General features: G+C 62.8%; 8 protein-coding genes. 5 read left to right on the forward strand and 3 right to left on the reverse strand.

Going from position 1 to position 13,423, the window contains the following annotated elements; genetic code table 11:
• Positions 1–54 precede the first annotated feature (54 nt).
• Positions 55–1,284, reverse strand: a complete 1,230-nt coding sequence (locus tag IQ782_RS23385) for an MFS transporter (protein ID WP_194137087.1) — start codon at positions 1,282–1,284, stop codon at positions 55–57.
• A gap of 422 nt (positions 1,285–1,706) precedes the next feature.
• Between IQ782_RS23385 and IQ782_RS23390 the strand changes: the two genes are divergently transcribed.
• Complete coding sequence (locus tag IQ782_RS23390) at positions 1,707–4,199, forward strand: membrane-bound PQQ-dependent dehydrogenase, glucose/quinate/shikimate family (protein ID WP_277347898.1); 2,493 nt, start codon at positions 1,707–1,709, stop codon at positions 4,197–4,199.
• A 151-nt stretch (positions 4,200–4,350) separates the two neighbouring features.
• Entirely contained in the window at positions 4,351–5,250 is a 900-nt protein-coding gene (locus IQ782_RS23395) for a LysR family transcriptional regulator (RefSeq protein WP_194137088.1), read from the forward strand.
• 263 nt (positions 5,251–5,513) lie between these two features.
• Here the strand turns inward: IQ782_RS23395 and IQ782_RS23400 are convergent, their stop codons facing one another.
• Positions 5,514–6,212, reverse strand: a complete 699-nt coding sequence (locus tag IQ782_RS23400; protein ID WP_194137089.1) for a TetR family transcriptional regulator — start codon at positions 6,210–6,212, stop codon at positions 5,514–5,516.
• A gap of 105 nt (positions 6,213–6,317) precedes the next feature.
• Here IQ782_RS23400 and IQ782_RS23405 point away from each other — a divergent pair, with 105 nt between their 5' ends.
• The gene (locus tag IQ782_RS23405) at positions 6,318–7,496 is read left to right on the forward strand and encodes an efflux RND transporter periplasmic adaptor subunit (protein WP_240989518.1); all 1,179 of its coding nucleotides are present in this window, start codon (positions 6,318–6,320) and stop codon (positions 7,494–7,496) included.
• Positions 7,493–10,651 (forward strand): efflux RND transporter permease subunit, encoded by a 3,159-nt coding sequence (locus tag IQ782_RS23410; protein ID WP_194137091.1) that lies wholly within the window; start codon positions 7,493–7,495, stop codon positions 10,649–10,651. Before IQ782_RS23405 ends, IQ782_RS23410 begins: the two co-directional genes overlap by 4 nt.
• A 331-nt stretch (positions 10,652–10,982) precedes the next feature.
• Here IQ782_RS23410 and IQ782_RS23415 read toward each other — a convergent pair whose 3' ends face one another.
• Entirely contained in the window at positions 10,983–11,900 is a 918-nt protein-coding gene (locus IQ782_RS23415) for a DUF6635 family protein (protein WP_194137092.1), read from the reverse strand.
• A gap of 316 nt (positions 11,901–12,216) precedes the next feature.
• Here IQ782_RS23415 and IQ782_RS23420 point away from each other — a divergent pair, with 316 nt between their 5' ends.
• Positions 12,217–13,407 carry a Fic family protein gene (locus IQ782_RS23420; protein WP_194137130.1) on the forward strand — a complete coding sequence of 397 codons (1,191 nt, stop codon included), beginning with the start codon at positions 12,217–12,219 and terminating at the stop codon, positions 13,405–13,407.
• Positions 13,408–13,423: the final 16 nt, after the last annotated feature.

A 13,423-nucleotide genomic window follows, 5' to 3' on the forward strand; every position in this document is an offset into this window, starting at 1 on the left:
TCGAGTTCTGTCGCACCTGATGTGCGACCTTATTCTTCATAAAAGAGTGAGAAATCAGCCTTCGGAAATCAGATGGTTGCGACTGCACCCGTAGCCGAAGGCCAGCGATAGCAGGCCGAGAGCCGCGAAGAACCAGGCTACGACCGTCCAGTCACCTGAGATATCGTGCAGCGCGCCAACGGCGAAGGGGCCGATGAGGCCTCCCCCAACATAACCGACGCTCTGCACTACGCCTGAAAGCCGCGCGGCGACATGTTGCGTCCCGGAGCGCAGGACGATCAGCGTCAGCGCAAGCGCAAAGCCTCCGCCCTGTCCGATTCCCACGATCACTGCGACACCGGCCAGCGACCAGGTTGGTGCGAAAAGAAATGCGATCAGTCCGAGTGTCGAAAGCAGCACCATGACCGAAGTGATCAGCCGCTGGTCTCGCATGCGACCGGCGAAGATCGGGGTCAGGAATCCACTCGGCATCTGCGCAAGGAAAAAGAGCGACATGATGAAGCCGCTGGTTTCGGGATCGAGGCCCCGATCAGCAAGCATGCTGGGCCCCCAGCTTATGACCGCATACGCCGAGGACGCGATCAATGCGAAGAAGATGGCAAGCTGCCAGGATATTGGGTCGTGCAAGATTGCCGCTTTGTGCGCCGGCTGGGAGCTTTCGGCCCCGTCGCGTAAGAGAAGCATCGCCAGCGTGATCACAGCTGCAAGGATGATCGGCAGGACCCATACCAGCAGGCTCGGCTGCCAGCCGCCCAGGACATTCCGGATAGGGACCGCCGACGCGGTCGAGACGGCGGCCCCGAGCCCGAGCACCATAGCAAACACGCCCATCATCAGGCCGACCTTTTCGGGAAAGTCGCGTCGGATCAGGACCGGAGTCAGCACGCTCAGGATCGACATGCTGCCGCCGATCAGGATAGTTCCAAGGTAGAGCGGAACAACGCCAAAGGGCCGCAGGGCCGCACCGACGAACGCCGTGACAAGTGCGGTCAGAATGACAGACTCCAGCGCCATGCGACGGTTCAGAACCGCGGCGAACGGCCCGAAGATTCCGAGGCAAATTACCGGGATGGTAACGAGGACGCTCATCCAGAAATTAGACAAAGAAAGGCCTGCGCTGATGTCGGGTACAAGCGGCGCGACACTGGTGAGCAAGGGGCGGAGGTTCATGGCGACGAACACTACGAGCAGCACGCTCAGAGCAGGCAGAACCCTCTTACGTCTTGCAGCGATCTTGTGGTGTGGGGGCGGCGACGTTTCCATCATGTCTTGAGTCTGTGTCATCTGAGCAAGTCCTTGGTTGGGCTCGCTGGGATGACGCAAGTCATAAATCAGATGAAGTGAATTTCTTAGATGCTACATATCTCTTTTGGCGATGAATTGCAGACGCCCGGTTGAGTGTCATGACTTCACTGACGGGGCAGCTCGACGAGCTGTGCGCATCTCGTGTCGGATGTGCCAACGGTTCCGAGCGAGCGAAGCCGCGCTTTTAGCCGACCTCGGGGCGGAGCGATCGAAGACACAACATATCTCCGCGTGAGATAAACGTGATCCATAATCCATGTTTGTTGAATGAGTGGGGCGGCGATAGCAGCCTCCGCGAGGCCGATTGGGTGGAGGGTCTCCAATTCAGATTGGTCGAGCCCGCTTCTCGCCCCGATAAAGCCACCCGTCGGGGCTTTCGGGCATGAAGAAAGTGTAAAAAGATGAGCGAAAATCCTAGGTCGTTCCGCGGAGTTGGAACGTTGCTCATAGCATATGCAGTGTTATCAATACTCACCGGAGTGGCGCTGCTCTATCTCGGCGCGCGTCTAGTGGTGGTCGGCGGCAGCGCCTATTACCTCTTCGCCTCTGTCGCCGCGATCCTTATTGGTGCCCTGATCTTCCGCAAAAGCGTCTGGTCGGTATGGGTTCTCTGCGGATTGTCTGTCGCGACGCTGGTCTGGGGGCTGATGGAAGCCGGATGGAACGGCTGGGCACTGATCCCGCGCTTTGACTGGCTTGTCGTAATGGGGGGGGTCCTGGCCGCCCTGTGGCCGGTGTCCCGCCGTGTCTTCGCGTTCCACAAAGCCGGCCCCTATTTTGTCGCAACGCTTGTTCCGGCAATTTTCATGCTGACCTGCATCATCGTTCCCATCTTGGACAATCCTGCCGTAAACACCGCGGACCATGCTGTTCTGAAAGAACGCGATACCGCGATCTTCAGTCGGAACGCTCCGGATCGAGCGGTCGGAGTGTCGTCATCGCATGACGCCAGCAGCTGGACGGCTTATGGCGGCTCCAACCTGAGCCAGAAATTCTCTCTAGCCTCGCAGATTACGCCGGAAAATGTCGGGGATATGGTCAAGCTCTGGGAGTTCCACACCGGAGACCTGAGGCCAGCCGATGCCAGATATGGATATGCTGCGGAAAATACGCCACTGAAAGTGGGGGACACACTGTATCTGTGCAGCCCCAGCCACGCCGTCTTTGCGATCAACGCGAGCACGGGTGAGGAGAAGTGGCACTATGACCCCCATGTGGACAAGGCGGCAGGGTTTACCAACGGGGTAACTATTTGCCGTGGGGTTGCTTATTACGAAGCGCCCCAACAGCTGACGCAATGTCAAAGCCGCATCATCTGGGGCACTATGGACAGCCGTCTGCTGGCCGTTGATGCTCAAACCGGTGCGCCCTGTGAGGACTGGGCCGATGGTGGCGCATACGACCTGAAACAGAATACTGACACGGACGTCCCCGGGTTCATTTCTGTGACCAGCGCCCCCACGATTGTCGACGGCGTCGCGGTGGTCGGTCACATGGTCGTCGACGGTCAGGATTACCGTGCCCCTGCGGGCGTGGTGCGCGCCATCGATGCGGTTACCGGAGAGCTTCGGTGGGCTTGGGATCTTGGTCGTGAAACGCCGAATGCACCGCTGGCAGAGGGGGAGCATTTCACGCACGCAACGCCCAATGTATGGTCACCGATGTCGGCCGATTCCGACTTGAACCTTGTCTATGTCGGAACGGGCAATGCCTCGGGGGATTTCTATGGCGGCAATCGTTCCGAAAAGGATGAAGAATACACCGACGCGGTTGTCGCGCTTGATGCGCGTACCGGCGAGGAACGCTGGCATTTCCGCACCGTCCATCATGACCTTTGGGACTTCGACATAGGACCAGCGATGAACCTCGTGGACTGGCCAACGGAAAATGGCTTGCGTCCAGCTCTGATCCAAGCGACGAAGGCCGGCTCCATTTTCGTCCTCGACCGCGAAACCGGCGAGCCCCTAGAGCCGATTGAGATGTACGATGCCACCACGGGCCCCGGTGTTCCCGGAGAGCGCGTTTCGGCGCAGCAGCCGATGTCGCCCAACATGCCGAACACAATCGGGGCGCCGAACAAGGGCGAGATCGAGACGCTTGCCGAAGCGGACGCCTGGGGCATTTCGCCCTTCGACCAGCTGCTCTGCCGCATCCAGTTTCACCAGATGCGTTATGATGGACTGTTCACGCCCCCAACCGTCGGCATCGGCTCCATCAGCTTTCCCGGCAACCATGGTGGCATGAACTGGGGTGGCGGTGCGATCGATCCGGACCGGGGTCTGATGCTGATCAATTCCGAACGTATCCCCTACCAGATCTATCTCATCCCACGCGATGACATCGCCGACGCAAAATCCGTGGTTGACGATCGGGACCACAAGACCCCCTTCATGCCGCAGATCGGTCTGCCCTACGGTGCGAAGAAGCAACCGTGGATGGGGCCGCTTAAAATGCCCTGCATCGCGCCGCCTTGGGGGTATGTTGCCGCGCTAGACCTGAAGAGCAAAGATGTGCTGTGGCGGCGCCCGATGGGAACTGCCGCGGATTCAGGCCCGCTTGGCATCAAAACGGGGCTCCCAGTCACCGTCGGCACGCCCTCGAATGGCGGCCCCCTCGCGACCGCGGGCGGCCTGATGTTCATCGGAGCTGCGCTGGACAATTACTTGCGCGCCTATGACAGCCTGTCAGGCGAACTTGTTTGGGAGTATCGCACCGACGCGGGCGTCAACGCGAACCCGATGAGTTACGAGATCAATGGGCAACAGCTCATCGTTGCGCAGGTCGGTGGTCATGATGGGATGGGTACGACTTCGGGTGATGGCTATGTCGCCTGGGGCCTGCGACCTGAGGGCTATACCGGGCCGAAAGTCGTGCGTTCTGATATGACCAGGTGACATCGTTGCACTGCCCCCATCTAGGTTTCTGTCGTCGGGGGGGGGCAGTGCGATGCAGCAGATTTTCGTCTTAGTTTGTTACAGCAAGAATGCCCTGTGAAGATTAATCAGCTAAGGATATATCTCTCTGAGGGATACCAACAGGGTCGCCATGGAGATACGTCAGATCGAGATGTTCGTCGCCGCAGCTGAAGAGCAGCACTTTTCACGTGCGGCTGAGCGCTGCAACATTGTCCAGTCTGGCCTATCCACCGCCATAAGAGCGCTTGAGACAGAGCTGGGCACCTCTCTTTTCATCCGCAATACGCGCCGCGTGGAACTGAGCGCAGCTGGTGAGGTCTTCTTGCCAGAAGCCCGGCGCATCCTGTCTGCACTTACGGCAGCAAGGCACGCGCTTTCGGCGGTAAAGACCGGCGTTTCCGGCCGTATCGTTGTCTCGATGGTACAAAGCCTAGCATCCCTCCTAGATCTTCCTCGTATCCTCCAAGATTTCAGTTATGCGAATCCCGATGTCGAGATTCATGTCCGCGAGACGCGGCCCGGTGACCTGACCTCCGAGTTGAAACGCGGTTCTGTCGATGTCGCGTTTATGCCCCATTACGGCGTGTCTCATCCCGGTCTGGACGTGCAACCCCTGCTCGACGCCAAGTTGGTTGTTGCCGCATCACTAGACCATGAACTTGCAAACAAGCGCGCCGTCTCCGCAGGCGACCTGTTGCAAGAGCGGTTTGTCGATGTCTCTGTTCGATGGGAACTGCGCAAACTCGTAGATCAGGTTTTTCTGAGCCACGGCATGCGGCGGAAATCCTCTTTCGAGGTCGAGGACGTGGCCGTGCTTCTGGAATTTGTCGAACGCGGACTGGGGCTGGCTATGGTCCCGGAAGTTTTCATTCGTGACATGCCGATCAAGGCACTGGATGTAGACCTTGGCGGCGCACCGTTGCCTAATTGGGGCTTGGGTATGTACTGGGCCAGTCAGAGTGGTACGTCTACGATGAACCCCGCCGCCGATCTTTTCCGCGATTCAGTGCGTCGCGCACTTCAACTGTAATTTCAGAGCGATGACTGGTGCATGCGCTTCGTCCTAGGCATGGAATCGCGGGTGCTGCAGGTCGCCAGCGATCGGAGCCGCGCCGATCCTTGACTGACGTTGTGCCGATGTTCCAGACGCATAAGGTCGAATTATGTGAGTTTGAAAGGTGCCTGGCGCCGACAGTTGTACAAGTATCTTATCTGAACTGCGATCCATACGTGTAGCGAGACAGACGGGCTAGGTCCCCCTGCGCAGGGATTGGAACATCGGCGTGCATCGCGTCAGGCAGCCTGCAGGAACCCCAAGAATTTCTCGACGGCTGGCATGACCACCGGCGTCGCGGAATCGCAACCAAGCAACCGGTTGGTCATCCGCTCTTCGAGCCTGAGGCGCTCTTCCAGCATCGCCTCGCCTCCGGCCAGATCGCCCGCCGCACAGCGCTGACGCGCCTGCGCGAAGACCACCCAGCGCATGCGCCACGCGTGCTGCAGCAGATCGACCGTCATAGGGGCGTCGATCACGTCAAAGACCCCCTCCCGAACGCCCTCTTCTACCAGCGTGCGCATCAAGGGCGTCGCGCGCCGACGCGCCTCTTGCTCGAGCTTGAGAAAGATCGCCTCATTGCCCGCCATCATGGCGATCCGGATGACGCCCATGATCTTGTCGGCGTGCTCCAACTCCCAGCGGGTGGTGCCGTCGAGATAGGCCGTGAACCGCGCCGCCGCGCCGCCTTCGCTGCGCTCGTAAACCGCCTGCCCGGCAGAATTGCTGGCGTCCGTGAGCCGCAGAAGCACAGCGCCGAGAACATCGTCCTTGGACGTGAAGTGATGATAAAATCCGCCCTTGGAGATACCCGCCGCATCAAGCAGCAGCGCCACGGTCACCTCCTCCCACGGGTGGGTCGACAGCAGGTCGGTGGCAACGTCGAGGATCGCGGTGCGGCGATCTTCGGCGGACATTCTGGAACGTTTGGTGTTCACGATTACGTTCTCCGTCAGCTCTGGCCTTGATTACCGACCGACCGCCGGTATGTAAAGCGGCTCAGACGTCATTTCGATCACGCCTTGATGAGCGAGAGTAGCAGCATGACCGACCACCCCGCCGCCGAGGCGACGCCCGAAGCTCTGCGGTTCGAGACCGACCGCGGCTCGTCGCGCCCGTTCTGGATTGCGATTTTCTTGGTCGCCGCCATCATTCTCTGGATGGGCAGCGGTTTCTTCCTGCCCGGCTCCGAGCCCGCGGCGGAAGCCGCCGCCGACGATCCGCTGCCGCCGTCGGTCATGGTCCTGCAGTCCAAGGCCGAGCCGGTCACCCTCAGCTACCGCGCCGAAGGTCAGGCCCTGCCCGACCGCGATACCGACGTCATCGCCGAAACCGCAGGCACGGTGATCGAAATGCCCTTTGCCAAGGGCGACCGGGTGCAGCGCGGCGACGTGCTGGCGCGGCTCAATTCCGCCCGCGCCGAGGCGGCGCTCACCCAAGCCGAAGAGCAGCGGGCCAATGCGCAGCGCGAGTTCGACAACGCCGCGCAACTGTTCGAACGCGGGGTCGCCACCAACGACCGGCTGTCCGAGGCCCGCGCCGCGCTCGCCGCCGCCGAGGCCGATGTGGCCAGCGCCGAAGAGGCCATCGACAATCTTGTCGTCGAGGCCCCCTTTGCCGGGCGCATCGAAGGGCTTCCCGCAAGCGAGGGGGAGTATGTGCAGGCCGGGGCCACGATCTCGCGCGTGGTCGACAATGATCCGCTGACCGTCGCCATTCAGGTGCCGCAACAGGCGCTGAGCCGGATCAGCGAGGGTCAGAGCGCCGAGGTCAACTTCATCACCGGCCAGACGCGCGAGGGCTGGGTCAGCTTTGTTGGCGCCGCTGCCGCCTCGGAGACCCGCACCTTCCTGACCGAGATCGAGGTCGCAAATCCCGGCGGCGAGGTGCCCGCCGGTGTGTCGGCGCAAGTGACGATCCCCACCGGCGAGGCCACGGCCCACCGCGTCGCCCCGTCGATCATCTCGCTGGACGAGGCCGGGCAGATCGGCCTCAAGACGGTCGAGGACGGGCGCGTCGCCTTCCACCCGATCCAGATCGTGAAGACCGAGATCGACAGCGTCTGGGTCACCGGGCTCGACGACGACGTCACGATCATCACCGTGGGCCAGGGCTTTGTGCGCGACGGCGAGGAGGTCCGCGCCGAGCCTCAGGAAGAGACTGAGCAGGTGTCGGATGCAGCCGCGGGCGTGCCGCTCGAGATCGCGGAGGACAAGCCGTGAACAGCCTGATCGACGCCGCCTTCTCCCGTGGCCGGGCGATGATGATCCTACTGGGGATGATCCTCGCCTTTGGTGCCGTCGCCTATATCTCGATCCCCAAGGAAGCGAACCCCGAGGTTCCGCTACCGCTGGTCTATGTCAGCACAACGCTCGATGGCATCAGCCCGTCCGACGCCGAACGCCTGCTGATCGAGCCGATGGAGGCCGAGTTCGGCGCCATCGAAGGGCTCGAGAAAATGTCCGCCGAGGCCACCGAGGGCTTTGCCAGCGTGCAGCTCGAATTTGCCGCTGGCGGCGATATCGACGAGGCGCTCGACAAGGTGCGCGAGGCCGCCGACACGGTGCAGAGCGACCTGCCCGAAGACGCCACCACGCTCAACGTCACCGAGATCAACACCGCGCTCTTCCCGATTATCACCGCCGTGCTGTCCGGCCCCCTGCCCGAGCGCACCCTCAATGACGTCGCCGAGGCGGTGCAGGACAAGCTCGAAGCACTGCCCGGTGTGCTGGAAGTGGATATCGGCGGCGCGCGCGAGGAATTCCTCGAGGTGCTGATCGACCCGACCGTCTTCCAGACCTACAACCTCAGCTTCGAGACGCTGACCAGCCAGCTGCAGCGCAACAACCAGCTGATCGCCGCAGGCGCCATCGAGACCGGCGGCGGGCGCATCGTGCTGAAGGTGCCCGGGCTGATCGAAGACCTCGAGGACGTGATGGCCATGCCGGTGAAGGTCGATGGCACCACCGTCGTCACCTTTGGCGATGTCGCCACCGTGCGCCGCACCTTCGAAGACCCCACCGGTTATGCGCGCATCGACGGCCAGCCCTCGCTGGCGCTGGAGGTCACCAAACGCTCGGGTGCCAATATCATCGACACCGTCGCCGCCACCAAAGCGGTCATCGACGAGATGAGCGCCGACTGGCCCGAGAGCCTGCGCGTCACCTACCTGCAGGACCAGTCCGAGCAGGTGAAGACGCTGCTTTCCGATCTCGAGGCCAACGTCATGGCCGCCGTCATGCTGGTGATGATCGTCATCGTCTTCGCCCTCGGACTGCGCTCGGCGATCCTTGTCGGTCTGTCCATTCCGGGCGCATTCCTCGCCGGGGTCGCCATCATCTGGGCGATGGGGTTCACCATGAATATCGTGGTGCTTTTCGCGCTGATCCTCGTGGTGGGCATGCTGGTCGATGGTGCCATTGTCACCGTCGAGCTTGCCGACCGCCGCCTGCAGGAGGGCGACAGCCCCAAGGCCGCCTACGCCCATGCCGCCAAGCGCATGGCCTGGCCGATCATCGCCTCCACCGCCACCACGCTTTCGGTGTTCTTCCCGCTGCTGTTCTGGACCGGGCTGATCGGGCAGTTCATGAAATACCTGCCGATCACCGTGATCCTGACGCTGGGCGCCTCGCTCTTCATGGCGCTGATCTTCATCCCCGTGCTCGGCGGTATGATCGGGCGCAACCAGCCGCAGACCGCCAAGGCAAAGGCCACTCTGCACGCCGCCGAGCGCGGCGACCCGCGCCGCGTCCCCGGCTTTACCGGCGCCTACGTGCGGCTCTTGGAGCGCGCGATCCTGCGGCCCTGGACCACCGTCGTTCTGGCGCTGGCGCTGCTGCTCGGCGGGTTTGCCCTCTATGGGCAGTTCGGGCGTGGCATCTCGTTCTTCCCCTCGGTCGAGCCGGAATTCATGCAGGTGCAGGTGCGCGCCCGCGACAACCTGTCGATCTACGAGCGCGACGATCTGGTCCGCAAGGTCGAGGACAGGCTCACTGGCACCGAGGGCATCGAGAGCGTCTACGCTCGCTCGACCATGAGCGCGGGTGGCGGCGAGGAAGACGTGATCGGCACTCTGCAGCTCGATCTGGTGGACTGGCAGGCGCGCCGCACCGCCGCCGAGATCGGCGAGGACATCCGCGCCAAGATGGCCGACATCGCGGGCATCGACGTGCAAGTCGAGACCGAAAGCGGCGGCCCGTCCAGCGGCAAGCCGGTGAACCTGCGCGTCTCGGCCGAAGATTTCACCGAGCAGAGCGCGGCGGTCGATAAGGTGCTGGCGGCGATGGAGCGTGTCGGCGGCTTCACCGATGTGACCGACACCCGCCCGCTGCCCGGCGTCGAGGTGGCGATCAAAGTCGACCGCGCCGAGGCCGCGCGCTTTGGTGCCGATGTCAGCCTGCTGGGACAGGCGGTGCAACTGCTCACCCAAGGCATCACCGTCACCGACTATCGCCCGCCGGACGCCGACGGCGAGCTCGACGTGCGGGTGCGCTTCCCGAACGACTCGCGCTCGCTGTCGGAACTGACCAACCTGCGCGTCCCCACATCGGCGGGGCTCGTGCCGATCTCCAACTTCGTGACTTTCGAGCCGGTGGAGCGCGTCGGCGTCATCCGCCGCATCGACGAGCAGCGCGTCACCACCATCGAGGCCAATGTCGCCCCGGGGCTGCTGGTCAACGATCAGGTCACCGCCCTGCGCGCCGCGCTTGTAGAGGCCGATCTGCCCGAAAGCGCAAGCTATGAGTTCGCAGGCGAGGCCGAGGACCAGCAGGAGTCGATGACCTTTCTGGCGCTCGCCTTCGTCGCCGCCATCGTGCTGATGTTCCTGATCCTCGTGGTCCAGTTCAACAGCTTCTACCAGTCCTTCGTGGTGATGAGCGCCATCGTCTTTTCCATCGGCGGGGTGCTGCTGGGGCTGATCGTCACCGGGCGCCCCTTCGGCATCGTCATGGGCGGCGTCGGGGTCATTGCTCTTGCGGGGATCGTTGTGAACAACAACATCGTGCTGATCGATGCCTACAACGATCTGCGCAAGGACGGGCTCTCGCCGCTCGAGGCGGCACTGCGCACCGGCGCGCAGCGTCTCCGGCCGGTGGTGCTCACCTCGATCACCACGGCGCTGGGTCTGATGCCGATGGTTCTGGGAATGAACATCAATTTCATCTCGCGCGAGATCGTCTTCGGTGCCCCCTCGACGCAGTATTGGACCGAGCTGTCGAGCGCGATCGCAGGCGGGCTGGTGATCGCCACCGTGCTCACTCTCGTGGTGACCCCGGCGATGCTGATGCTGCGGGAGACGCGGACGGCCTGTGCGGTGCCCTCCAAAGCGCCGGAGCAAGGCCGGGACACAGAGGATGGGACTCCTCGGGAAGTCTGAGGTGTTGCGCGAAGGTTCACGAACCAGAATTGGCACTGCAACAATTAGTGTTAACGATTCGTGAGCGGTGGCCTGGAAGAGGTTCTATTCGGCTAATCCGAAACACCGCTGCGGTGGTGGCAGAGGTCGTGAAATCGAGGTCAGCCCTACCCAGTCAGCTCACTCCGCGATCATCAGAAGTTCGCGACCAAGCGCGGGTACGCTTGCTTGGGCCACCGTGGAGAGATAATTGCCAGCACCACGGCTGAGGAAAGCGAGTTCGTCCAGAAGATGCTCGCAAGGAAAAGAGCACGCAACGACACCGCCCGAGCCACCGAGGTCCAGGCTGACCTCAGCGGAAGTGCCTGAACAGTCCGCCGGCGATATCGGCGATGTCGAAGACTCGCGCATAGAGGTGTTCGCGCGCCGCGAAGGTCACCGAGTCCGACCCCGACATATCCCGCTCCACCGCGGTGACCAACCGACGCAGACGTGCCTGGTGAACACCGAGCCGGGTCTGGACGGGATCGGCGAGGATGCCCGCAAAGGCCGTTACGACGGCCGCCGATACGATCAGCATCAGGGCGACCGTGACAATGGCCAGAGGCGAAGCGCCGACAGGGAATGCGCCATACCAGAGGCCGCCCAGCCCACTCCCGAGCGGGAAGTTCCCGATCGCGGCGTCCATGGCATAGCTATCAGCCAGCGCAGGCGCCAGAGACAGCATGCCCGGCGTCAGGCGATGGAATAGCCAGGCCCCGAAGCAGATGGTCAGAAGTGCCGTGGTCATTTCGGCCACGGCCGACCGGGTGCCGGTGTAGGTCTTGATAGTCGCTGCGGCCCGCTCCGCCCGCCTGCGCGTTTCATCTTCGCTGAGGGAAGTGCCATCTCGAAGCGGGGGAGCCTCGGCGAAGCGATCGGCGATAGAGCGCCCCGGACCGTCCGGCAGGGCAAAGACATGCTCGAGAAGCCCCTCCTCCACCGCGCGAGCCGTGCGCGTGGGCAGGATCAGGTGGACGCGCCCCAGAAGGCCTGCAGCGCGTCTCAGGCGCACCGCCCGAAACAGGAGGGCGATGAGGCGCAGGAGAGCATGCAGGGGCGCCAGGACCACGTTGAGCGGGGCACAGAGGATATCGAGGCCCAGGGCCCTGCGATGCAGCCGGGCCGAGCCCGCGAGGGAGAAAGTCGATGTGATATGACCATCGACGCGCGCCCGCGCTTCCGCAAAGTAGTCCTTGGGCTCCGAAGGCTGGATCGCGCCGCGCTGCATTTTGTCCTCTCACCGGGCCGAGCCCCCTGCCCGCCCTGTTCGCAGATAATACGCCCTCGGCTGGCTTCCAAGCCATGAGCAATACCTAGCATGCCTCCACACGGACGCCGCCCCGCCGTCACAGCACTGGCTGGCCGTAGTCTATCTCCTTCACCGGCTCGGGAAGCGTCGGGATTTCTAGCAGTCGGGCAGAGTGGCACGAAGTAGTGGCGTACCTTAGTGGCATGAAATTGAAATATCCTTGAATAATTCTCCACAATGCAGATACTTAGACAAGTAACTTAGTGGCACGAAATGGAGTTCCGGAGTGGCCGAGATGATCATCGCCCCTACGCGAATCGAGCCTGCCCGGATCGAGGATCTGCCGATCAAGCTGGCCGACTGCGCCCTGGCTTTAGCGTCGGCTGCCACAAAGCTGGGTCGAAACTTGCCCGCCGAGACCTTGGCCGAGGTCGCCTCAATGATCCGGGTGATGAACAGCTACTACTCGAACCGGATCGAGGGCAACAACACCCGGCCCCGGGAGATTGAGCGCGCCTTGTCAGGCACTTTTGATGCCGACCCGAAGCGCCGCGCCCTGCAACAGGAAAGCGCCGCCCACGTCCGCATCCAGGCGCAGATCGATGCGAAGGCCGCAGCCGGCACGCTCGAGGATCCGACCGGACCCGACTTCATCCGCTGGCTTCACGCTGAATTTTACCGGGACCTTGACGCCTCCGCCCTGACGATCCGGGAAGGCGCGCACCCGGTGGTCATGGTGCCGGGAGAATGGCGTGACGGGGACGTGGAGATCGGCGAGCATGTGCCTCCGCCCCATGACAAGGTGCCGGCCTTCATGGATTACTTCCATGCGCGCTTCCGGCTTGACTGGCTGCACGGGCAGACGGCCCGGATCCTCGCGGTGGCCACGGCCCACCACCGGCTCAACTTCATCCATCCGTTCTACGATGGCAACGGCCGCGTCAGTCGGCTCATGAGCCATGCTCTGGCCCATCATGCCGGGATCGGTGCCAGCGGCCTCTGGTCGGTCTCCCGGGGGCTCGCCCGCGGACTGGAGGGAGGTCTACCCGGGCGCGACGAGTACAAGTCAATGATGCATTTGGCCGACCGGGTTCGGCAGGGCGATCGCGACGGGCGTGGCAATCTCTCCCTGGCGGCACTAACCACCTATACCGACTGGTTCCTGAAGGTTTGTCTCGACCAGGTAGAGTTCATGGACGAGCTTCTGGGATTTGACGGGATGGGCAAGCGTCTCGCGCGCTATGCGAAAAGCCGCGACTTCCGTGCCGGCGCGTCTGATCTGTTGCGGGCAGTCCTCGTTCGGGGCGAAGTTGACCGCGGCGATGCAGCGGCCATCCTGGGCGTGGCCCCGCGCACCGCACGCGCCGTTATCAAGGAACTCACCGATGATGGGGTGCTGGGATCCACCACGCCCCGCGCGCCCCTGCAACTGCGCTTCCCCAGTCAGACGCACGAGATGCTTTTCCCCCGCCTCTTTGAAGCCTGATGCCGCACGTCACGGG

Origin of the sequence: Salipiger mangrovisoli (assembly GCF_015223355.1) — a bacterium.
GTDB classification, from domain to species: Bacteria; Pseudomonadota; Alphaproteobacteria; order Rhodobacterales; family Rhodobacteraceae; genus Salipiger; species Salipiger mangrovisoli.

Excerpts from the sequence above, each read along its gene's own strand:
- IQ782_RS23385 (WP_194137087.1), bottom strand. The coding sequence starts at position 1,284 with ATGACACAGACTCAAGACATGATGGAAACGTCGCCGCCCCCACACCAC.
- IQ782_RS23390 (WP_277347898.1), top strand. The coding sequence starts at position 1,707 with ATGAGCGAAAATCCTAGGTCGTTCCGCGGAGTTGGAACGTTGCTCATA.
- IQ782_RS23395 (WP_194137088.1), top strand. The coding sequence starts at position 4,351 with ATGGAGATACGTCAGATCGAGATGTTCGTCGCCGCAGCTGAAGAGCAG.
- IQ782_RS23405 (WP_240989518.1), top strand. The coding sequence starts at position 6,318 with ATGACCGACCACCCCGCCGCCGAGGCGACGCCCGAAGCTCTGCGGTTC.
- IQ782_RS23415 (WP_194137092.1), bottom strand. The coding sequence starts at position 11,900 with ATGCAGCGCGGCGCGATCCAGCCTTCGGAGCCCAAGGACTACTTTGCG.
- IQ782_RS23420 (WP_194137130.1), top strand. The coding sequence starts at position 12,217 with ATGATCATCGCCCCTACGCGAATCGAGCCTGCCCGGATCGAGGATCTG.